The sequence below is a fragment of the Sodalinema sp. genome (genome assembly GCF_046483825.1).
Taxonomy (GTDB): domain Bacteria; phylum Cyanobacteriota; class Cyanobacteriia; order Cyanobacteriales; family Geitlerinemataceae; genus Sodalinema.
Genome location: NZ_JAWOCL010000269.1, coordinates 14,120 through 37,054, shown reverse-complemented (window position 1 = coordinate 37,054; position 22,935 = coordinate 14,120). Strand labels below are relative to the sequence as shown.

Sequence of the window (22,935 nt, the reverse complement as noted above, 5' to 3'; positions counted from 1 at the left end):
AACTTCGAGTTAGCCCCCCAGAAAGAAGGCGGTGCGGGGGTGACGGTGGCCTATATCAAGTGATGATTGTGGCCTGGCGGGGGATTGCCGGGGGCGGTGCGTTCCGGCAAGTTCTATCGAGTTGCTCAAGGTTCGAGATAGATTGATGCCGGAACAGCACCCTACCGATTCTTCAGGTTCACGACAGTTCTAATTCTGATGTTCTGAACGGGAAAACAACTCGTTAAACTCCCGTTGATCATAGTGATACACCGTGCGAATGGGATAGGGAATACTGATATTGGCGCGATCGCAGGCCGCCTTCAGGGCCATCATCACTCGCGTCTGAACTCGGCGTACCTCCGCCCGTTGAGGAACCGTCCAATAGCGCACCAACAAATCAATAGAACTATCTCCAAAGCCCACAACATCCACCTCCACATCCGGCTCGTCCATCACCCCTTCAATTCCATCGAGAGCCTCTTTTAAGACCTGAACCGCCATCGGTAACGGGGTATTGTAATCCACCCCAATCGCCAAATCCGTTCGACGAAAGGCAAACGCCGTCAACACTTCAACCGGACTGGTGAACACCATCGAATTAGGAATCACCACCCGCTCACCGCGATAGGTGCGAATTTGGGTTGAGCGAATCGCTACCTCTTCGACCGTTCCTTCATAATCTCCCACAATAATTTGATCGTGGAGTTCAAAGGGTTCTTGTAATAACAGTAAAATCCCCGCCAAGAAGTTCTTAAAAATATCCTGAAAGGCAAAACCAATGGCCACCGATCCTAACCCGAGGAAGGCCACGAGATCCCCTAATCCCAAATTAGGAAAAGCAATCACCGCCGCCGCTAAAACCCCCACCACCCAGGAAGCGACATAACTCGTCTGCGACAGCAACGACTGGAGAGAACGACTCCGCAGTAAACGGCGACCCCCCCTACGTACCACCTGTTGCACATTTTTGGCCGCCCACCGGGTTAGCGCAAGAATGATAAACGCAATCAGAAGTGCTGGCAGCAACTGGACGGCCTCGCCAACTAGCTGAATCAGGCGAGTTCGAATTTCTTGCAAAATAGCAGTCATGGATAATCTCTAAGTGGGACTTCTGAGGCCCGCTAATCTATTGTCTATCTAATTGTCTATCTATACGTTGCGATCGCCGGGATCTCGTCCAACCCACTCGCATCTTGGCTACTTTAACCCAAGATCTGCCGTTAACCAAGGACTCTAACCAAAGGCTGAGCCGTATTTTAGCTAAACCTCTACTCCTAGGTAGATGCACTGACCCCGTTTCCTACCCTAGTATGGGTAGTAACGGTAAACACGAGACCCTAATAGCAACCTACCTATGACTTACTTCTTAACGACAGGCGCTGAACAAGCCTTTTCCTATCCCATCTCAGGTGTCATCATCGGAGTTGTCGGCTTCATCGCAGCAGTCGGCCTCGGCTCCCTAGCCTGGTACAACTCCAAACGTCCGCCCGGTTGGGAAGACAAAGAACGCCCCGATGTCGTTCCTGATATTGATACGAATCAGTAATCTAAAACCTTGTTTTAGGCTTTTAGGACTCCCCCGTTGAGTCTTACATTAACACCTCTAAAAATTGACCATTCATTGGAGTTTCATTTTATGACGACCGACCAAAATACTAACCAACAAGCCGCCAACTACGATCGCCACATCACCCCTCCCGAAGTGAGCGATCGCATGGAACAAGAAGGGGACAACTTCAAGAAAACCCCAGAACCCCCCAAAAACCCCGCTGAAGGTCATCTCGACACCACCAAAGGCTACACCGTAGACCGCGAAGGCATGGCCAATAACTACGCCGTCGAGCCGGAAATGTACTACGAAGAACGCGGTGACTTACGCGAGAAAGAGGAAGCCCTCAAAGCCGAGCGAGCCGAGGAACTCAAGACCGTTAACCAAACCAACGAAGCCGGTAAACTCGAAGCCGATCACGACGACCGTGGCAAAGGACCCGGTATCATTTAAAGGCTGGCCCCGGTCGAATAGTTCCGGGACATAGCCCCCAACAAAGTAGAGATGCGATCGCCCCGTGTCTCTACTTATTCTTCTTTTTAACCTGTTTATAATAATCGTTCACTGAGATTCATGAATACGCCTTTGCTCCCCGACAAACGGTGGATGTCAATTTGGATAAAATCGACTGCTATTCTCGCTCTACTGAATTTAGTGTTAGCCCTGTTTAATGCCAGTTATGTGCCTCTGCGGGATATCTATCTTCGCTATCTTCCCCAAGTCGTACAACTTTATGACCCCGTCAAAGGCATCGAACCCCATCCGCAAACAGAACAATATCGACGAAACTTCGATCGCCTCCTCAACCAAGTCTCCCAAGCCGAACTCGATACTCCCGAAGTGCAAGTCTCCCTACAACGGCTGCGCCAACAAAGTGAAGCTCTCATCGACGAAAACCCCTTCATTGCCTCAGGTAAATTTAGCACCTTTGCCAAATTGCAACGTCGCATTACCGATCGCCTCAATCAAGACTCCGTCACCGTCGCCTTTCGAGAATTTTGGACCACTGACTACTTGCGATCGCACGACGCAACCAGCGAACTCAACTTCTTCCAAACCAAAATCATTCCCCTGCTGGCCACCAACTACTACCGACAAATCGACGACAACGGACAACCCTACGATGCGTATTGGCGCATTGATATCTGGTTTATTGGCTTTTTCGCCCTAGAATTTCTCGTCCTAACCTTCATCGCCTCCCGCCGTCGTGTCGGCCTAACCTGGTTTGATGCCATGTTGCGGCGTTGGTACGACTGGTTTCTGTTCATCCCCGTCTGGCGTTGGCTGCGGATTCTCCCCGTCACCGTGCGGCTACATCAGGGAAAAGTCGCCAACATCGAATATGTCCTCTCCCAGATGATTCATGAACCCGGAATTTATCTGTCGGATCACATCTCCGAATTTGTCACCATCCGCACCCTCAACCAATTTCAAGAATCCATTGAAAACGGCGATCTCGCGCGTGGCTTACTCAACCCCTCAGACTATGTCGCCGTCGGTGATATCAATAGCCTCGAACGCATCAGCGATCGCCTCCTCGAACTCACCATTTACAAAGTTCTCCCCCAAGTACAACCCGAACTCAAATCCCTCCTTAACCATTCCCTCTCCGAAGCCTTAGCCGAATCCGCCTTCGTCGAACTCGTTGAACGAGTTCCCGCCTTAGGTCATCTTCCCAACGATGTCAGCCATCAACTGGCCAACTACCTCGCCAACGCCACCTGTGAAACCCTCGCCAACGCCTACGCCGACGAACTCGGGCGAGAACGCTTTGAAGACCTCAGCGATCGCTTCCAAACCGCCTTACGTCAGGAACTCCAAGACCAAGCCACCCTCGATGAATTACAGAACCTGATCTCGAACGTCGTCCAAGAAGTGAAAATTAACTACGTTCAACGGGCCGCAGAACAAGATCCCGACGAAACCATCGAGAAAGTCGAAGAAGTTTACGATCGCGTCGAACGCAAATCTTAACACGACTCTATCCCTTGATAGAGGTAATCCTACCCCGAGAATGGCAACTTAACGGTAGACTGGCCTGTAAATCCTCACACCTCGACAAATCTAACGTTTAAATTAAAGGTTAAGGAGTTCTCTGAATTACACCTTGACAAAACTAGATTTGTCTGAAAGCAATAGCGTTGTGAGTATCGAGTCAATCTTTACCAACGATGATTCGGGTAGCTCGTCTTGACTCGACGGGGGGCTGAAACTCAAGACCCCCAGCCCAGATTTACAAACTTTTTCAAGCCGTCCCTAAATTCAAAAATTAGGGGTAATTTCCCAATTTTAAATTCGGGGATTCTCGTCCCCGACCTCGCTCACCTACACTCAAACTTATCTCAACCATTATGACAACAACTACCGCCGAACAAATCCAAAAAATTACCAACAATCAACATCAAAATCCCTTCGAGATTTTAGGCTCTCACCGACTCTCCGATCACAACGGCAAAAGTTCTTGGGTCGTCCGAGCCTACCTGCCCAAAGCCGACGCCGCCTGGGTCATTCGTCCCGAAGAACGGGATAGCTACCCCATGCACAGCGTCCATCATCCCAACTTCTTTGAATGCGAAATTGAAGCCCCAGAACTGAAAAACTATCAACTCAAAGTCAAAGAAGGCGATCGCGAACGAGTCTTCTACGACCCCTACGCCTTCCGCTCCCCCAAACTCACCGACTTTGACCGCTACCTCTTCGCCGAAGGTAACCACCATCGCATCTACGAAAAACTCGGCGCGCATCCCGTCACCCTCAACGGCATCGAAGGCGTCTATTTCGCCGTCTGGGCGCCCAACGCTCGCAACGTCTCCATCGTCGGCGACTTCAACGAATGGGACGGTCGCAAAGACCAAATGGAGCGCACCGAAACCGGAATTTGGGAACTGTTCATCCCCCAACTTCCCTCAGGAACCCTCTACAAATACGAAATCAAAAACCCCCAAGGCCACATCTACCTCAAATCCGACCCCTACGGCTTTGGCCAAGAAGTCCGGCCCGACACCGCCTCCAAAGTCGTAGACCTCAACCAGTACCAATGGCAAGATGAGTCCTGGATACAACAACGCCGTCAGCGAGACCCCCACGACCAGCCCATCTCCGTCTACGAACTGCACGCCGGCTCCTGGCTCCATACCGGCGCCGAACATCCCCCCGACAGCGGCGAAGTCGTGCGCGTCTCCGAGAAGCCCGAAGGACGCTTCCTCACCTACCGAGAACTCGCCGACAAACTCATCCCCTACGTCAAAGACCTGGGATACACCCACATCGAACTCCTCCCCGTCGCCGAACATCCCTACGATGGCTCCTGGGGCTATCAAGTCGCCGGCTATTTCGCCCCCACCTCCCGGTTCGGCAGTCCCGAAGACTTCATGTACTTCGTCGACCAATGTCACGCCAACGACATCGGCGTCATTGTCGATTGGGTTCCCGGCCATTTCCCCAAAGATAGCCATGGCCTGGCCTACTTCGACGGAACCCACCTCTACGAACATGACGACCCCCGCAAAGGCGAACATAAAGAATGGGGAACCTACGTCTTCAACTACAGCCGTAACGAAGTCCGCAACTTCCTCGTCTCCAACGCCCTATTTTGGTTCGACAAATACCACATCGACGGCATTCGCGTCGATGCCGTGGCCTCAATGTTGTACCTCGACTACAACCGCAAAGATGGCGAGTGGGTTCCCAACCGCTACGGCGGCCATGAAAACCTCGAAGCCGCAGACTTCCTGCGACAACTAAACTATCTCATCTTTGGCTACTATCCCGGCATCCTCTCCATTGCCGAAGAATCCACCGCCTGGCCCCTCGTCTCCCGGCCCACCTATCTCGGCGGCTTAGGCTTTAACTTCAAATGGAACATGGGTTGGATGCACGATATGCTGGACTACTTCAGCGAAGACCCCATCCATCGCCGCTATCACCACAACCACGTCACCTTTAGCCTGATGTACGCCTTCAGCGAGAACTTCATGTTGGCGTTATCCCACGATGAGGTGGTTCACGGCAAAGGCAGCCTCTGGGACCGGATGCCCGGCGATGATTGGCAGAAATTCGCCAACTTGCGCTGTCTGTTCAGCTATATGTTTACCCACCCCGGCAAAAAGACCATGTTTATGGGCATGGAGTTTGGCCAACATCAAGAATGGAATGCTTGGGGCGATTTGCAATGGGATCTGCTCAATCAAGAGTCTCACCAGAAACTCAAGCGCTTTTTTAAAGACATCAACGGCATCTATCGCAGCCAACCGGCCCTCTATACTCAAGACTTCTCTGACGAGGGCTTTGAATGGATTGACTGCAACGATGCCGACAACAGCATCGTCTCCTTTATCCGCAAAGACCAATACAGCGATGAGTTTGTGGTCACCGTCTGCAACTTCACGCCGGTTCCCCATCATGACTATTGGATTGGCGTTCCTCAGGCCGGTTTCTATGAAGAGATTTTCAACAGTGACGCTGAATGCTACGGCGGCAGCAATATGGGCAATGCTGGGGGGAAAGCAACGGTCGAGTGGTCCAACCCCAAATGGAGTCAGGCCCTACCCCTGTGTTTACCCCCATTGAGTGTCATGGTCTTTAAACATAAGCCTGACGCTTAATCCCTGTTCTCGTTGTACCTCCTCTTTCCTCTGTTTCCTCTTTCCTCGTGCCATGGCTCCAGCCATGACACGGGCCTTAGGCGGCTCTGCCGCCTGCACTCGGGAGGCAGAGCCTCCCCAAGGGCATGACTTGGCTGGAGCCAAGTCACGAGGGAGGGAGGGAGGAGGGAGGGAGAAACGAGGAAGACAGAGGAAGAGACGAACAAAAGGAATCTGTACTATGCAGATTCCGTATTAGACAAATCTTGAATAATTATTTCACCCTAAAAACTTATGGTTACAACCACTCGTCGCGCCGCCGAAATCACTCTTGTTGCCGATGAAACCCAAAAACTCTTGGATTGGGTACAGGCCGTTCAAGCCTCCGATGAGACAATTTTCCATAAATCTCAACAGATTGCTCATCGTTTAGGGGCCTACTATCGTCCCGATGGCTTAACAGAAATTGGTTTCTGGGTTCCTGAACTCAGTCCAGGAGAGATTCAACCTAAAAACATCTACTTAGAAATCTTTACGCCCCTAGAGGATGTCCATCCCCAAGAGGATTTACAAACCGTTCGTTTCCGTCGCGAATATGTGAACCTAGAGCGGGATGGGGAATATATGTGGGGTGTGTTGTCGGGGATGAAAGCCGGAGACGCGAACCACTTTGGCTCTTTGTACTGGCTGCGATATCTCGACTATGACAACGATATCAGCACCATTGGCGATTTTCTCGCCGATTCTCTGCCCTATGGCGTGTATGCGCCGGCGGAACTGTACGATCGCGACCAACTCCAACGCGATCGCCGCGATACGGCCTATTTCCAACAATTCCGCAGCGACGACGGTAGCCCCGTCAAAGTCAACCCCCCCACCAACATCTTGCAGCTTCATGTCAACACCGCCTCCCCCAACGGCTATCTCTCGGGGTTAACCCAACTCTTTCAGCGGATTTCCGACAAACTGGCTAAGGGAGACCCCCTCACCCCCGCTGAGGAAAATTATGTCGGTTATGAAGCGGTACAATTACTCCCCATTGAACCCACTGTTGAATATTTGGGTCATCGAGATCATGGTCAGGGATTTTTCTCCTGTAGTGACGAAGATCGTTTACGCATGGACCCCGACAGTGAATCCATTGAATATGAGTCGGATGAAATTCATGTGCAATTGAAGAAACCAGACACCCAAAACTGGGGCTATGATATTGTTATTTTTGGCATGGCGGCTACCAATCCTTCGGTGTTGGAAACTCAACGTCCTGATGAAGTCGTGGCGTTTATTGAAACCCTGCATAACTTCTCCACTGGACCGATTCAAGTGGTTTATGACATCGTTTATGGTCATGCCGATAACCAAGCCCTGAATCTCCTCAATGGTCGCTTCTTGAAAGGACCCAATATGTATGGGCAAGATGTTAACCACCAAAACCCAGGAGTTCGGGCAATTCTCCTAGAAATGCAGCGGCGCAAGTCCGACACTGGGGTTGATGGGATTCGCGTCGATGGCGCTCAGGATTTCAAATACTTTAATCCGATGTCGGGTCGGGTTGAGTATGATGATGTTTACCTGCAAGAAATGGCGCGGGTTCCGCAAGAAATCGCCGAGAGTTCTCGCTATCCCTTTACCATTTTTGAAGATGGACGACCTTGGCCCGCTGAAGGCTGGGAAGAGATTTCGACCTATCGAGATATCATCGAGTTTCTGCCCGAAAGTTTCCAATGGGGTCCGTTGGTGTTTGCCCATAATACTCCCAGTTTACAGAAGTTCTGGAGCCGCAAATGGAAGCGGGTTTGTGAAGTGATGCAGGTGGGGGCGAATTGGATTACTGGCTGCGGAAATCACGATACCCTACGGCGGGGAACTCAGGTTGACCCAGAAATGCCCATTAACTGGAATTTGGGTAAAACCTTACCGGAGGTGTTGAATAATGCCTACGATAACCCGGCAATTACCCTGTTGGTGTATGGCTTTAGTCCCGGACTGCCGATGGACTTTATTAACTGTACGATGCGCGCGCCTTGGGGCTTTTTGCGGAATACTGACGATCGCTATGGCGTGAAAGTCGTCGCCGAAGAGGCCGGGTTTCTCGATTGGCAAGTTGAACCGGATGTGTATGACCTCTCGGGTATTTTTCCCCGTCTCAAAGGGATGGGATTTAAGAAAGTGGGTGAGTTGCGGCAGTTTATGCGAGGCTTGCAACACGCCATTGACGAGACGGATTATGATTTGGATGAGGTGGCCCGCATTTGTCAACGCCATTTAGGGACTGAGTCGGATTCAACCGAGATGCAGGAGGAAGCTAAAACGATCGCCTCAGCCGCTGAGTTACAAAAACTCAATGTGTCGGAGAAGTCGCCAATTCTGCAAGAGTTGGATGTCGGTAAACTGAAGGAGTTTGCCACAGCCTTTATGGAAGATGCCCATGAGATTTGCAATGTCTGGAACCATGAGCAGTTTTTAGATCCGCAACAGACGGCCTACAATCGGCAATTGCGAGAGTTTCGGTTGGCGCGGCCCTGGTTGCGAGACAATTTTGCATCCCGCGATCGCTTCAATCATATTGATGAAGAGACGGGGACACTCTATTACGGACTGCGTACCAGTCCTGATGAAACCGAACAAGTGGCGATCGCCACTCACATGGGCGGTGATCCCCTCACAGTGACCTTGGGCGATTGGCTACAACTAGATTTAGAGGAGTGGGAGATTGCCCTCACCTCACCGGGATTAGAGGTTAGCGATTTACGAACCCTCACCCTCAGCGATAGTCAGGCGGTGTTATTGACTCGGGCGAACCGCTAAGGTTCACCCGCTTAACCTTGCCAATCAGGACGTACTCCCCGGGGTACGTCCTGATTGTCGTTTCCGGGGGACATTGCAGGCGGCACTCTCGGCGATCATCCTGATAGTTTCAAAGGATGATTGTCACAAATAGAGAAATAGAATAGAGGGGCCGGGTGGTAACGCCATGATGTCAACACCCCGACTGATCGAGCCGAATGTCTATCTCCCGCGAGGATAACCATGCGCCATCCAAATTCAAACGAGTCAAACTCAGACAACACTAACCCATCTCAGGCAACCCCTCGCCGGTTGCGCCAACTCTCCGTTAGACCGATCTTAGGGGCGATCGCCCTAGGGGGCCTCGTCGGAGGACTCCTCATCCACACGGGAGCGATCAGCTTGGGTCAACATTCCCCAGCACTCGGAGACCTCAATCGCATCCCCGCCAACCACCCCCAACTCGATCGCCTCGTGGAATTCGGCGATCGCTACGGCTGTCCCATACGCTACGCCGACGGTTCCCCCATCTTCCGCCGTCCCCTACAACGCCAAGAACTCATCGAGGCCGTCGAAACCTGCGTCGAAGTCCTCAACCAGCAAAATCTCTGGAGTCAGCTATCCGACGCCGAATCCGAACTCCTCGAAACCCTCGATCGCGAATTCGGCATCTTCAACCTGCTCGCTAGCGGTGACGCCGCAGACGACGGTTCCTCCATACGAGAGTCGAGTCCGGCAGGTCCTGAACCGGCCCTCTCAACCCTACAAAACGCCCCCGCTCAATACGGAACTGGGGGCATTGGTAGTCGTTCCGCCCCGACGTACCCACCTGGTTATAACCGGGAAGAATACAACCCCATCGCCGAAAACCGCTTCCTGTCCGTCCGCAGTAACCCCCTGTCCACCTTCTCCATCGACGTTGACAGTGCAGCCTACAGTAACGTGCGCCGCTTCCTACGCAACGGCCAGCGTCCCCCCGTCGATGCCGTGCGAATTGAAGAACTGATCAACTATTTCAGCTACGATTATCCCGAACCCGACGGCGACGAGCCGTTCTCCCTCATCACCGAAGTCTCAGCCGCCCCCTGGAACCCACAGCACCAGCTTGTCCACATCGGCTTACAAGGTCAGTCCATCCCCAGCGATGACTTGCCCCCCGCCAATTTGGTCTTCCTTCTCGATGTGTCCGGTTCGATGAACTTTCCTGATAAGCTGCCCTTGCTGAAATCGGCGTTTAGTCTGTTGGTCAACGAACTCGACGAAGACGATACCGTGAGCATTGTCGTCTATGCTGGGGCGGCGGGAGTCGTCCTAGAACCCACGCCGGGGAACGAAAACGATGCCATTCTCGATGCGATCGCCCAACTCGAAGCAGGAGGCTCCACCGCCGGCGGTGAAGGTGTCCAACTGGCCTATCAACTGGCCCGAGAGCAGTTTATCGAAGACGGCAACAACCGCGTGATCCTGGCCACCGACGGCGATTTCAATGTCGGAACCTCTAGTGAGGCGGGACTGGTGCGCCTGATTGAACAGGAGCGAGACAACGATATTTTCCTAACGGTGCTTGGCTTCGGCACGGGGAATTTGCAAGATGCCAAAATGGAGCAGTTGGCGAACCATGGCAACGGCAACTATGCCTACATTGACAGTGTGATGGAGGCTCGCAAGGTTCTCGTCAATGAAATGGGGGCAACGCTGCTGACGCTAGCTAAAGACGTAAAAATTCAGGTGGAATTCAATCCGGCTAAAGTCCAGGCCTACCGACTCATCGGTTATGAAAACCGCTTGCTGGCCGATGAAGATTTCAATGACGACAGCCAAGACGCGGGGGAACTGGGGGCGGGACATTCGGTGACAGCCCTCTATGAGGTGATTCCGGTGGGAGTGGAGTCGGAGGTGGAACTGCCCGAGGTGGATGATTTGCGCTATCAAACGTCAGCGGATGGGGACAATCTGGATCTCGACGCTGAGACGGCGGAGGAGATGATGCTGGTGAAGCTGCGGTATAAAGACCCTACGGCTGAGACATCGCAACGGATCGATCGCCCGGTTCGCGATCGCCCGGTGTCCCTCAGCCAAACCTCCGATGACTTCCGCTTTGCGGCGGCGGTAGCGGCGTTTGGACTGTGGCTACGGGAGTCGGAGTTTCGCGGTCAAAGCGATTTGACCCTGGCGCGAGAACTGGCCCAGGACGCTCTAGGCGGCGATCGCCACGGCTACCGGGCAGAGTTTCTAGAACTCCTGGAACTCGCGCGGGTCGCCGACTAGGTGAGGTTTGGGGCGAATCGATGCGGCTTCCTATAATTGGGATAGTTTGCCGCGATCGCCCCTTCTAAACCACCGGAGAAAAAAGCTATGAATATCATTCTGCCCCGCGAACTCGAAGAGATGATTCAACATCACTTAGACAAGGGACACTATTCGTCTGCGGTTGACGTTGTGCGTGCTGCCTTGGTTCTCCTTGAAGACCAAGGACTTGAAGACGAAGAACACTGCGATCGCCGTGAAGAGAGTGATGAGGAACCGGCGATCGAGCAACACCAGACAACGACAGACCAACCTGACCCTGATCGCGACTATGGTGTTGCGTGGGCAGAATGGTTCCAAGACTTAGAAAGCATAGAACCGCCCATCGAGCGTGCCGCCGTAAAGCCAAGCCAATCAGAAATTGAGGAAATGATTGTTGAAAAGTATCGCAAGCAAGGCTTAGAGTTATGATTATCGGCGACACCGGGATACTGTTCTGTCTCGTTGATCCTACCCAACCTCAACACAATCTCTACAAACGATCAATCTCACGTTACGGACAACCCCTGATTACGACTTGGCCTTGCTTGGCTGAAGCCATGCACCTCACGTCTCGTCGCGGGGGTTGGGCGATGCAGAAAAGGGTGGGCAACTTGCTCCTTAAAGGTTTGTTTGTTACCTATGAGATCGACCCTGATCTCATCCCGAGACTCCTGGAATTGATGGAACAGTATCGCGATCGCCCGATGGACTTTGCCGATGCCAGCCTCGTCCTTTTGGCAGAACAAACCGGCTACCGCCAAATTCTAACCCTAGATTCAGACTTTTTCTTCTACCGCATTCATGGCCACGAGAGTTTTGAGGTGTTGCCCGGTGAAGAGCAATCCTAGACATCACCGCTGGCCAACGGACGGCCTATAATCGAGAGTTAGAGCAGTTCCGTGAGACTCTGCGGCCAAGAACGAATCTTATGACGTCAACGAAAAAACAGCCCCAGCGGCGCTTAGCAACAGTATTAGAAGCAATTTTGTATCTGAAAGGACAGGCCCTATCCCTGAGCCAGTTGGCCGATTGTGCTGGCTGCGATCGCCCGCAAGTGCAAGAAGCCCTGTTAGAGTTGATGGATGATTACGCCCGACGAGATAGCGCCCTGGACATCGTAGAACTCAAAGGTCAATATAGCCTGCAACTACGCGAAAGTTTCCAGGATGTCATGTTCGCGATCGTTCCAGCAGAACTGGGGGTCGGCGCTCAACGCACCCTAGCGGCGATCGCCATCAAACAACCCCTCCGACTCTCGGAACTGGTAGACTTACGGGGATCTGGGGCTTACCAACAAGTGAAAGACCTCGTAGAACTCGGCTTAGTTCGCCGCCGCAAATCCGCCGATGGCCGCTCCTATGAACTGCGGCTGACGGATAAATTTCACCAGTATTTTCAACTGCAAGGAAGCGTGCGATCGCTCGATCTCATCGCCAAGGGGTAGAGCGATGGCCTACACTAGAGGGTACAGGTCCATGGTTTGATCCAAGTTTGCTCTAAGGTTCATCCACTGTTGATCCACCGACGTAACTGAGACGCTCATGGTTTTCGACCCCGAAATTTTTGCTCAGATGAAAGAAACTGAGGAAGTTAGTAACCAGCTTCTGGACTATCTTCAACACCAGTCCCCAGATATTCTGGCACGGGTTGCCAAGTCGGCGAGTCCAGAAATCAAAGACATCATCTCTCGCAATGTACAAGGACTCGTCGGCGTGCTTCCTTCAGAAGAGTTCAACGTCCATATCTCCACAGACCGCGAAAATATGGCCGGAATGCTCGCTTCGGCAATGATGACCGGCTATTTCCTACGCCAAATGGAACAACGTATGGAACTCGATCATCAAGTGTCTCAAGTTGATAGCCCTGATTCAGAGGCCCATCGCCCAGACTAACTCAATCCCGGCCGGCGAGATATAGCTTCGGGACGAACTGAGATCATCCTAAGTTCTCCGTTCCGAAGCACCTCAATGCCCAGCCGTTGCCCCACCTGCGCCCGTTCAACAGCCGCCTGGACATCGATCGCTGTCGCCACCGTTTGTCCGTCGATGCGTTCAATCATATCCCCAACTTGGAGTCCTGAACGGGCCGCCGGTGAGTCAGCTTGAACCCCCACGATGAGGACCCCCTGCTCCTGAGTCAGGTTGAGGTCAATCTGGGGGTTTCGTGCTAAATCGTCTCGCATTTCTGGGGTTAAGTCCAACATTTCAATGCCGAGAAAGGGATGTTGGGCCTCTCCGGTGGCGAAAAGTTGTTCAGCAATCCGTTGAGCCGTTTCAATGGGGATAGCAAACCCCAACCCCTGAGCGTTGGCCCGAATGGCGGTGTTGACACCAATCACTTCACCGCGATCGTTGAGTAATGGCCCCCCGGAGTTACCGGGATTGATGGCCGCGTCGGTTTGAATAAAGCGAACTCGTTTATCACTAATCCCCACTTGGGCGCTCGATCGCCCGGTAGCACTAATAATCCCCACCGTCACGGTATTATCTAATCCGAGGGGGTTGCCAATGGCAATGGCCCATTGTCCGGCCACTAAGCCTTCCGAGGAGCCGAGCGTCGCCGTCGGCAGTCCCGTCGTTGCGATGGTGACAACGGCTACATCCGTTAAGACATCGCGGCCGATGACCTGTCCCTCAAATTTGCGCCCATCTCGTAACGTCACCTCCACCACATCGGTGCCTTCAACCACATGAGCATTGGTGAGAATTTGCCCGTCGGAGGACAAAATAAAGCCCGAACCCGTCCCCCGTTCAGTCCGTTCTAGGGGTTGTTGGGGTTCCTGGCCCAAAAAGCGGCGGAACAGATGCTCTGGGACTGAGTCAGGAAGCGGTGAGCGAACGCGACGGGTGGCGTCGATGCGGACCACGGCTGGCCCCACTCGCTCGGCGGCTCGGGCGATAAAGTTGGGATTGCTGTTTAATTGACGATCAATCTCTTCAGCAGAAGGCTCCATTTGCCATTGAGTCGGCTGTAAGACCACAGGATCTAGGGATAAGTCTGAGGCTTGGCTTGACGAGTCCGGGGCCGTTCTGCCAGTTTGACGGCTGACAACGCCACCAATCCCTCCGCCAAGCAGCAAAAGGAGAACATAGATGGCCAGTTGTCTCCCGGAAGGCTTCATCATAGCAATGATTAATTAACACTTAAAAATTAACAAGAAATAACGGAAAAACCCCCTTAGGGAAATAGATTGCCTCGCTACTATTGTCCTGTCTGGTCTGGCGAAAGTGATTCCTGTGGGTCTTGACCCCTATTCTGGCATTTTCACTTCGCCTTTGGCAAAGATTGCCCGAGGGGATGGGGGGAAATCTGGACTCAAATTCTTGGGCTTGCTCCAGAAGGGCTTAAAATCAAGGAAACTACTCCTGTCGAAGTCCGTGAATTTTGTGAAGTCTGTTCTTACTCCAGTTTACGCGGCGATCGCAGCCCCTTGGGTTTCTCTCTGGGGCCGGCTGCGGCGATCGCCTCTGTTGCTCGTCGTTGCCCTAACCACTGTACTCCTGTCGGGATGTGTCCGCTACGATGTGGGGATTCACTTCGACAGCCAAACCCACGGCGAGATTGTCCAGGATATTACCCTATCCCAACGATTCGTCAATCTCAGCAGCAGCACCGTCGATCGCTGGACTCAAAGCCTGAAACAGCGGGCGCGATCGCTGCAAGGCTATACCCAACAAGTCGGCGATCGTCGCTGGCGTGTCGTCATCCCCTTCAATAACGGAGATGACCTCGTTGAAAAGTTCGAGAGTTTCTTTAACCCCGTTGAACAGAATGGCCTCACCCCAGAACAAGCCGGGGAGATTCCTGAACTCGAAACCCATCTGAGCCTGAATCAGAAAAACTTAATCTTCGCCATCGCCAACCATCTCAGTTTAGATGTAGATTTGCGGGCCTTGGGAGTCTTATCGAGTGAGGGGAATGTGCTGATTAGTCCCACGGGACTCGTTGATGTCAGTTTCCGCCTCATCACCCCCTGGGGAGCCAGCGTTAGCTCGTTTGTTGGCAAGACGGCACCGACGTTAGAAGATAACACCCTGATTTGGTCCCTAGAACCGGGGGAAACTCAGCACCTAGAGGCAGATTTCTGGGTTCCTAGCCCCATCGGTATCGGGGCTGTGCTGATTATTGTTTTGGTGGCGATCGCCTCCTATATTAAAGAAACGCTCCTCCCGGCCTTAGGCATTGGCCGCCGCCCACGACAAGCCAAACCGGCCGCCAATCCAGCGGCAGATACACCCTCAGATACGCCCTCAGATACACCCTCAGATACGCCCTCAGATACGCCCTCAGAAACCCCAACTCCCTAGATCAAACCAGATCTTTCAACGAGACGGCCGCTTGATTCAGGCGTTGGGTTCCTTCTTTAACCTGAGTAATCCCCGTGGCGGTCTCTTGAGCCGCCACATTGAGAACCGTCATGGCTTCAATCACCTGTTCAACAGCATTCACCTGCTGTTTGAGGGTTAGGGTAATCTGTTGATTGCTCATAACCACCTGATTGATGCCTTCTCGGACTCCTGCAAAGGCGTGGGAGGTGTTCTGACTGACTTTTACCCCTGTTTCAACGCTTTTAGTCCCTTCATCGGTGACCATGACCGTCGTATTGATGGCATTTTGGATATCTTCGACGAGGGTGTTAATCTTCTCAGCCGATTTTTTGCTCTGATCGGCCAGTTTGCGGATTTCACTGGCGACCACCGAGAAGCCTTTACCATGTTCCCCCGCTCGCACCGCTTCTACAGCGGCATTGAGGGCTAACATATTGGTTTGATTGGCTAAATCACTGACCAGGTTGGAAATATTGCCGATTTGGTTGGTCTGCTCGCTCAGACGTAAAATCTGTTGGGCGATCGCCGAGACCCGATCTTTCAACGAATACATGGTTTCGAGGGTTTCCTCGACCGCGCGAGTGCCATTGTCAGCCTGGCTCAACACCTCATTGGCACTTCCTGTCGCCGACTCAGCCTGGTTCATCACCTGACGAGCCGAGGCCCCGAGTTCATCCATCGTGGTGGTGGTTTCGTTGACTGAGGCCGCTTGCTGACTGGCGGTCCGTTCTTGCTCTTCCATCGTCGCCGCAATTTCCATCGATGAACTGGCCACGGAACTGGCGGCTTCATTCATTTGTCGGGTAATGCGGCTAATCACCCACCAGCCGACAAAGGCGGAAACGATTAAGGTCAATAGGGTTAAACTGATGGTCGCGTTGATCAGGACAGTCAAGGACTCTTGCTGCGTTGACTGACTCGCGATGACTCTGGACTTCTCATGTTCACTAAAGCTCGTGAACTGATCTTGAATCTCCTCAGCCTGAGTCCGGCCCTGTAGTTGCTTCCAACTCTCAATTGCTCCGGTGCGATCGCCCCCCTGGACTTGAACAAAAATGGTGCGGTGGGTCTCGATGAGTCGTTCGACGGCATCTACAATCTCTTGTAACTGATCTTCTTCCTGCGGCTCCCTCAATCGTTCCATCAGTATGGGGACATCCGTGTAGAAATTTTGCCGAGCCTCGTTATAGCTATTGAGAGAGATGCTGTTCGGATCGAGTAAATAGCCCCGCAAAGTCCGTGAGAGAACCTGAGTATTTAACTCCATGCGATCGACAATGCGATCATTTTCGATAAATTCTTCAACTTGATCCGCTTCCTGCTGTAACGTCCGCACGCTGTTCCAGACGATGACAAACGAGAATAGCGAGAGTACAATGGGAACGGCATATCCCCCGATGATCCATGTCCGAATTCTTTGCTGTTTTAATGAAATCATCCTAATTTACCTCATATCCTGGCAGAGACGGCACAGTAAATTGTGACATAATACGGAATTTGCTCATGACCTGACGAAGCGTTCCGATTCCACGACCTTTGACTCCCTGCCCCAAAGATTAACACTTTCATCATACCTCTTTTTTTGCTAAAATCATTAAAAAATAAACTAAATTTCAAACAAAAAATAGGCAATATTAGAACTTGTCTAAGTCATAAATCATGGCAATAAAAAGTTGTTTTTTGCACCCAAATTTCGCAGCCATCAAGACTGACGGTGACCGACCAACCAATAGGTTTTCATAGTCCCTTTGCCTTTAATGGGAATCAAGCCGCGCTCTTCAAATTCAAAATAATGTTGTAGGCGTAAATAAGTATCTTCAGACACCTGAATACGACCCGGAAGTCCCGTTGATTCCATACGACTGGCGACATTAACAGTATCTCCCCAGAGGTCATAAATAAACTTCTTAATGCCAATCACCCCCGCAACAACTGGCCCGGTATTGAGTCCAATGCGAATTTCTAAGGGAGAGTCGCCCGCTGGCTGAAAGTCTGCCATCGCTTCCAACATATCTAACGCCATATTGGCAACGGCTTCGGGGCTATCACCACGGGGAATCGGCAGCCCTCCAGCCACCATATAGGCATCCCCAATAGTTTTTATTTTTTCCAGACCATGTTTATCAGCTAGACGGTCAAAAACCGAAAAAATTTGATTGAGAAGATTGACGACTTCAATGGGAGATACTTGAGACGAAAGAGCCGTAAACCCAACAATATCAGCAAACATGACGGTGGTATCATCAAAACGGTCGGCGATCGCACTTTCGAGTTGTTTGAGGCGATCGACAATCGCCTTAGGTAAAATGTTCAGGAGTAGATGTTCTGATTTTTGTTTCTCCGCCTTCAGTGCTTCTTCCGCTAGTTTTCGTTTCGTGATATCTTCTAAGACCCCTAAAATACCAATCACCTCTCCCTGATCATTGTGAATTGGCAGCTTATTGATATCGAGCCAAACCGAGCGCCCCTCAGCATCAAGTTTCTGTTTTTTGGCCGTAATATGGAGTTCCGGTGTATTCGTTTCAATAATACGCCGATCTTGTTCCCTAAACCGTTCAGCAATCTCCGTATCTCCAAACATATCGTAGTCGGTTTTACCCACCACATCGAGAGGAGAGTCTAAATGAGCCGCATCAGCCCAGTTTTGATTGCAGCCCATAAAAATCAAATTGGTATCTTTCCAAAACACTTGTTGGGGGATATTATTCAGAATCAAACGGAGATACTGTTCTTTTTGACGTAAGGATTCTTCAGCTTGAATGCGATCGCGGATTTCTGCCTGAAGTCGAGCATTCTGGGCTTCGAGTTGTTCCTGCAACCGTTTCAGCTTCAGTTGATTCTCAATACGAGCAATGACCTCAGCAAATTGAAAGGGTTTTGTAATATAGTCAACGCCTCCCGAGGCAAACGCTTTAACCTTATCAAGGACATTGTCCAAGGCACTAATAAAAATAACCGGAATCCCGGCCGTCTCCGGTTCAGCCTTGAGGCGACGACAGACCTCAAAGCCGTCCAATTCCGGCATATAGACATCCAACAGAATCAGATCCGGGTCAAGCTGTTGAGCGAAACCAACAACCTGATTCGCATCCGTCACACTGTGCGTTTGATAGCCCTTACGCATGAGCATCCGCGACAGCAAATGTAGATTTTCCACACGGTCATCGACAAGAAGCAGGGTTGCCATCCATGAAGTTGCAAATGAGTCAGGTCGATCAGTCATAGCTTACAGTTGGGTGGGGAAGGGGGGAAGAGGCAAGAGGGGGAAGAGGTGGGGGACCCGAGACAACGTCGGGGTGTACCGCAAGTGACACGCCTTCGGCCAGAGGTACGGGGGTGACGAGGTTCTCCCTAGCGTCAAAACCCTGGGGAGAAAGAATCATGCGAAAACGCTGTTAGACGGTCCCTTTCTGTGGCAAGGTAAAACTAGACATGCCCATCAAACGACTTCTGGCTTACCGTAACGAGCTGCATCGGACTCATGCAAACATTGCCTACTCAATCCCCCAACGACGCCAGCAACGGCTCATCCTCAGACCTAGCCGCTGCCTTTGAGACCACCATTCGTCGCCGAAACACTCGTCCTGTTCCCGTCGGTAGCGTCACCATTGGCGGTGGACATCCCGTGGTCGTTCAGTCGATGATTAACGAGGACACCATGGACGTAGATGGGTCTGTGGCCGGGATTCGGCGGCTTCATGAAATTGGCTGCGAAATTGTCCGGGTCACGGTTCCAAGTATGGCTCATGCCAAAACCCTAGCCCAGATTAAACAGAAACTGCGGGAGACCTATCAAGATGTTCCCCTGGTGGCTGACGTACACCACAACGGCATGAAAATTGCCCTGGAAGTGGCCAAACATGTGGATAAAGTCCGCATTAACCCTGGATTGTACGTGTTTGAGAAGCCCAAAAGCGATCGCAACGAGTACACCGACGAGGAATTTCAGGAGATTGGCGATAAAATTCGCCAAACCCTCGAACCGCTGGTTATTTCTCTGCGAGACCAGAACAAGGCGATGCGGATTGGGGTCAATCATGGTTCCCTCGCCGAACGAATGCTCTTTACCTATGGTGATACCCCCGAAGGGATGGTCGAATCGGCCCTAGAGTTTATTAAAATTTGCGAGTCTCTGGAGTTCTATAATCTGGTCATTTCCCTCAAAGCCTCTCGGGTTCCTGTCATGTTGGCGGCCTATCGTCTCATGGTTCACCGCATGGATGAGTTAGGGATGGACTATCCCTTGCATTTAGGGGTCACCGAAGCCGGAGATGGTGAGTATGGCCGCATTAAGTCCACCGCCGGGATTGGAACCCTGTTGGCTGACGGAATTGGCGATACGCTGCGGGTGTCTCTCACGGAAGCCCCGGAAAAGGAAATCCCCGTTTGCTATAGCATTTTGCAGGCTTTGGGATTACGCAAAACCATGGTTGAGTATGTGGCCTGTCCCTCTTGCGGCCGGACGCTGTTTAACCTCGAAGATGTCCTGCGCGAAGTGCGTGAGGCCACTCAGCATCTGACGGGGTTAGATATTGCGGTCATGGGTTGTATTGTCAATGGCCCCGGTGAGATGGCTGATGCTGATTATGGCTATGTGGGGAAACAGCCGGGCTTTATTTCTCTCTATCGGGGTCGTGATGAGATTAAAAAGGTCCCCGAAGCCCAGGGTGTGGCGGAATTGATTAACTTGATTAAAGCTGATGGCCGCTGGGTTGACCCCTAAGGGCCACAGGTTAGATGAGTCAAACTCAGGGTCAAATCCAGAATCCCCAAATTCTACATTGAGGGTTGGTGGTGCGGGAGAACCCGGTGTCTGCTGGATGTGGAGATTTCGATCTGAGATCTCTGGTCCGCCGGGTTCTTCGTTTGAGCGATGATTGAGACCCATCTGGGGGGAGGAGGACGGTTTCTGAGTAGGAGCGGGGTGGCGATCGCCAAAATTTGATTGTGTTACAGTAGGCCCAACAGCATCCAGACATATCTTTTACATTTTTTCACACTCTTGAAGTTAAGGCAGATCGACATGGCAACTCGTGGGTTGGTCGTTGGCGCAACCGTCGTCATGCTCAGCACAGTGACGATTATTGGTGCCGGCATTCATTTAAAAGGACAGGCATTTTTCCAGGATAGTCCCAAAGAACTGGTGGATGAGGTCTGGCAAATTATTGATAAGAACTACGTCGATGCGACCTTTAACCAGGTGGATTGGCGGGCGGTTCGCACGGAATATCTCGATCGCTCCTACGACTCCCCAGAGATGGCCTATGATGCGATTCGAGAGATGCTCGAACAACTCGAAGATCCCTATACGCGCTTCATGGACCCCGATGAGTTCCGCAGTATGCAGATTGATACGTCCGGGGAACTAACCGGGGTCGGGATTCAATTGTCTCAGGATGAAGAGACGGGAGAATTGATTGTAATTTCTCCGATTGAAGAAACCCCTGCTTTTGAAGCCGGGATTCAATCTCAGGATGTGATTACCCAGATTGATGGTCAAAGTACCGAGGGGATGGATATCAATGAGGCGGTTAACCTGATTCGGGGTCGCATTGGTACTGAGGTGGTGCTGACGATTCGTCGGGGAGAACGAGAAATCGACTTTCCCATCACTCGCGATCGCATTGAAATTCATCCGGTTCGTCATAGTTTGAAGGACGATTTACCCGGAGGAGTCGGCTATATTCGTCTGACTCAGTTTAGCCAGTTGGCCGCCGATGAGATGCGCACGGCCATTCAAGAGTTGGACGATGAGGGTGTTGAAGGATTTATCTTGGATTTGCGATCGAACCCCGGTGGCCTGTTACAAGCAAGTATTGAGATTGCCCGGATGTGGTACGACGAAGGGGATATTGTCTCGACGGTGAACCGCCAAGGGGTGGCCGAAGTGCAACGGGCCAACGGTCGCGCTTTGACGGATAAACCCCTGGTCGTCCTGATTGACGGTGGTTCAGCCAGTGCGAGTGAGATTCTCTCGGGGGCCTTGCGAGATAACGATCGCGCAACTCTCGTGGGAACGACCACCTTTGGTAAGGGGTTGGTGCAATCGGTGCGTCCCGTCGGAAATGGGTCCGGCTTAGCGGTCACCATTGCCCGTTATCTGACTCCTGACGGCCTTGATATTGATAAGGAGGGGATTCCTCCAGATGTTGAAGAGGAGATTTCTGAGGAGGTGCGTGAGGAGATGCGTATGGACCGCACCCTAATCGGTAGCGAAAAAGACCCCCAATATGTCCGCGCTTTAGAGGTCTTGCAGGAGCGCATTACGGCGGCTAATGAGGAGGAAACCACCAGTCTTGCTCCGATGTCGGTCCAGTAGGGTTGCGGTTTTAACGGCTCGTTTTAACGGCTCGTTTTAACGGCTCAATAGATGCGATGAATACGATGATCGGCTTCTAGGGTAACGACTAGGGCCGATTTGGCTGTGGGGGCTAACAGTGGGGTGATAAAGAGTTCTGGATGTAAGGCTTTCCAGAAGTATTCGACGAACTCTCGCACCTCTTCATCGGAGAGTCCGGCGTTCCCCTGGGCGATCGCCTCATGTTCGGCCTGAAGTCGCCAGCGTTGACTGAGGCGATAATCGACGGGAGACAGGACCATGAGGCGATCGCAACAGTCCCAAAGGGGTAAATACTCCTCTAAGCGGCGGTTACAATCACGGGCGAAGGCTTTGTCAGCCTCGCTCACGATAGGCGGGGGAGGGTCGTCAAAGCGACTCGGATCAACGGGGTCAACCCCCACAAACCAGCCTTCAAAGAGGATAATCTCGGCACCTTCGATGAGTTCCGGGTCCGTGCGATCGCCATCTCCAGCAAACGCCGACTTATCAAAGCGAGGAACACTCACCCTCGCCGCTCCCTGACGCAACTGCTGCAACACCTCCAGTCCGAGATCCACATCATGGGTTCCTGGGGGACCGCGACGAATCAGCCGGGGATCTTCGGCTTTGAGTCGTTGTCGCTCCGCGTGGGATTTATAGAGGTCATCGAGGGACAATCCTACGGTGCGATAGCCCAAATGCTCTAAAATCAGGGTCAAGCTGGTTGCTAAGGTCGTTTTTCCAGTCCCTTGCCCCCCTAAAATCCCCTGCACGATGGGTCGAGGCGACTGTTGCCTCAATGATGCCAATTGCAGGGCTAGAGGCAGCCAAAATCGCCAGAGAGTGGGCAGTATGGACCCATTTTGAGCCTGGAGGGGGAGACGAGAGCCGAGGCGATCGAGGACATCTCTCAACAGCAGCAACCGTTGCTGAATCGGTTCAACTCCCGGCTCTCGTGTGAGTCCCAAGGCGTTGGCTCGTTCAGGGTCTCGCCACTCCCAGTCCGTCAGGCTTGAACAGAGAGCCATGTCTAGGGAGCCGCTGTCCTGAAGCTGGGTCAGGGCGCGATCGAGTTGGCGGGTGAGATCACTCATCAAA

Annotated in this window: 18 protein-coding genes and 1 pseudogene; 13 read left to right on the top strand and 6 right to left on the bottom strand. The window is 52.2% G+C overall.

All coding sequences use genetic code 11. The annotated features are described in order from the left end of the window. Window positions 1–189 precede the first annotated feature (189 nt). On the bottom strand, window positions 190–1,071 hold the full coding sequence (locus tag R6U67_RS17155; protein WP_410253674.1) for a mechanosensitive ion channel family protein: 882 nt from the start codon (window positions 1,069–1,071) through the stop codon (window positions 190–192). A 265-nt stretch (window positions 1,072–1,336) separates the two neighbouring features. Here R6U67_RS17155 and psb35 point away from each other — a divergent pair, with 265 nt between their 5' ends. From psb35 to R6U67_RS17105, 10 genes are all read left to right on the top strand, one after another. Further along, window positions 1,337–1,528 carry a photosystem II assembly protein Psb35 gene (gene psb35, locus R6U67_RS17150; protein WP_170188359.1) on the top strand — a complete coding sequence of 64 codons (192 nt, stop codon included), beginning with the start codon at window positions 1,337–1,339 and terminating at the stop codon, window positions 1,526–1,528. Window positions 1,529–1,618: 90 nt separating this feature from the next. Further along, on the top strand, window positions 1,619–1,984 hold the full coding sequence (locus R6U67_RS17145; RefSeq protein WP_410253673.1) for a hypothetical protein: 366 nt from the start codon (window positions 1,619–1,621) through the stop codon (window positions 1,982–1,984). 120 nt (window positions 1,985–2,104) lie between these two features. Further along, window positions 2,105–3,505, top strand: coding sequence for a hypothetical protein (locus R6U67_RS17140; RefSeq protein WP_410253672.1), 1,401 nt, complete (start codon window positions 2,105–2,107; stop codon window positions 3,503–3,505). 377 nt (window positions 3,506–3,882) lie between these two features. Next, a complete protein-coding gene (gene glgB / locus R6U67_RS17135) occupies window positions 3,883–6,135 on the top strand; it encodes a 1,4-alpha-glucan branching protein GlgB (RefSeq protein ID WP_410253671.1) in 2,253 nt (750 codons plus the stop codon). A 273-nt stretch (window positions 6,136–6,408) separates the two neighbouring features. Then, window positions 6,409–8,922 (top strand): glucosylglycerol hydrolase, encoded by a 2,514-nt coding sequence (gene gghA, locus R6U67_RS17130; protein WP_410253670.1) that lies wholly within the window; start codon window positions 6,409–6,411, stop codon window positions 8,920–8,922. Between the two features lie 222 nt (window positions 8,923–9,144). Continuing rightward, on the top strand, window positions 9,145–11,169 hold the full coding sequence (locus R6U67_RS17125; protein ID WP_410253669.1) for a vWA domain-containing protein: 2,025 nt from the start codon (window positions 9,145–9,147) through the stop codon (window positions 11,167–11,169). An 87-nt stretch (window positions 11,170–11,256) separates the two neighbouring features. Continuing rightward, complete coding sequence (locus R6U67_RS17120; protein WP_410253668.1) at window positions 11,257–11,619, top strand: type II toxin-antitoxin system ParD family antitoxin; 363 nt, start codon at window positions 11,257–11,259, stop codon at window positions 11,617–11,619. Beyond that, on the top strand, window positions 11,616–12,038 hold the full coding sequence (locus R6U67_RS17115; protein ID WP_410253667.1) for a type II toxin-antitoxin system VapC family toxin: 423 nt from the start codon (window positions 11,616–11,618) through the stop codon (window positions 12,036–12,038). Before R6U67_RS17120 ends, R6U67_RS17115 begins: the two co-directional genes overlap by 4 nt. An 80-nt stretch (window positions 12,039–12,118) precedes the next feature. After that, window positions 12,119–12,634, top strand: a complete 516-nt coding sequence (gene scpB / locus R6U67_RS17110; protein WP_410253666.1) for an SMC-Scp complex subunit ScpB — start codon at window positions 12,119–12,121, stop codon at window positions 12,632–12,634. Between the two features lie 97 nt (window positions 12,635–12,731). Further along, window positions 12,732–13,082: a DUF760 domain-containing protein gene (locus R6U67_RS17105; RefSeq protein ID WP_410253665.1), complete on the top strand. Its 351-nt coding sequence runs from the start codon at window positions 12,732–12,734 to the stop codon at window positions 13,080–13,082. On the opposite strand, the gene R6U67_RS17100 is transcribed toward R6U67_RS17105, so the two are convergent. After that, the gene (locus R6U67_RS17100; protein WP_410253678.1) at window positions 13,079–14,311 is read right to left on the bottom strand and encodes an HhoA/HhoB/HtrA family serine endopeptidase; all 1,233 of its coding nucleotides are present in this window, start codon (window positions 14,309–14,311) and stop codon (window positions 13,079–13,081) included. The two genes, R6U67_RS17105 and R6U67_RS17100, sit on opposite strands and share 4 nt — an antisense overlap. 265 nt (window positions 14,312–14,576) lie before the next feature. Here R6U67_RS17100 and R6U67_RS17095 point away from each other — a divergent pair, with 265 nt between their 5' ends. Further along, complete coding sequence (locus tag R6U67_RS17095) at window positions 14,577–15,497, top strand: DUF3153 domain-containing protein (RefSeq protein ID WP_410253664.1); 921 nt, start codon at window positions 14,577–14,579, stop codon at window positions 15,495–15,497. Between the two features lies 1 nt (window position 15,498). Here the strand turns inward: R6U67_RS17095 and R6U67_RS17090 are convergent, their stop codons facing one another. The 3 genes and pseudogenes from R6U67_RS17090 to R6U67_RS17080 form a co-directional block, all read right to left on the bottom strand. Continuing rightward, window positions 15,499–16,956, bottom strand: a complete 1,458-nt coding sequence (locus R6U67_RS17090) for a methyl-accepting chemotaxis protein (RefSeq protein ID WP_410253663.1) — start codon at window positions 16,954–16,956, stop codon at window positions 15,499–15,501. 264 nt (window positions 16,957–17,220) lie between these two features. After that, window positions 17,221–18,336 carry an adenylate/guanylate cyclase domain-containing protein gene (locus R6U67_RS17085; RefSeq protein ID WP_410253677.1) on the bottom strand — a complete coding sequence of 372 codons (1,116 nt, stop codon included), beginning with the start codon at window positions 18,334–18,336 and terminating at the stop codon, window positions 17,221–17,223. Window positions 18,337–18,369: 33 nt separating this feature from the next. Beyond that, window positions 18,370–18,705, bottom strand: a pseudogene (locus R6U67_RS17080) (response regulator); the annotation flags it as partial. 294 nt (window positions 18,706–18,999) lie between these two features. Between R6U67_RS17080 and ispG the strand changes: the two are divergent. Both ispG and ctpC read left to right on the top strand, forming a co-directional pair. Then, window positions 19,000–20,241, top strand: a complete 1,242-nt coding sequence (gene ispG, locus R6U67_RS17075; protein WP_410253662.1) for a (E)-4-hydroxy-3-methylbut-2-enyl-diphosphate synthase — start codon at window positions 19,000–19,002, stop codon at window positions 20,239–20,241. A 300-nt stretch (window positions 20,242–20,541) separates the two neighbouring features. Further along, window positions 20,542–21,837, top strand: a complete 1,296-nt coding sequence (ctpC, locus tag R6U67_RS17070) for a carboxyl-terminal processing protease CtpC (protein WP_410253661.1) — start codon at window positions 20,542–20,544, stop codon at window positions 21,835–21,837. A gap of 44 nt (window positions 21,838–21,881) precedes the next feature. On the opposite strand, the gene R6U67_RS17065 is transcribed toward ctpC, so the two are convergent. Continuing rightward, window positions 21,882–22,931, bottom strand: a complete 1,050-nt coding sequence (locus tag R6U67_RS17065) for a glycerate kinase (protein ID WP_410253660.1) — start codon at window positions 22,929–22,931, stop codon at window positions 21,882–21,884. Window positions 22,932–22,935: the final 4 nt, after the last annotated feature.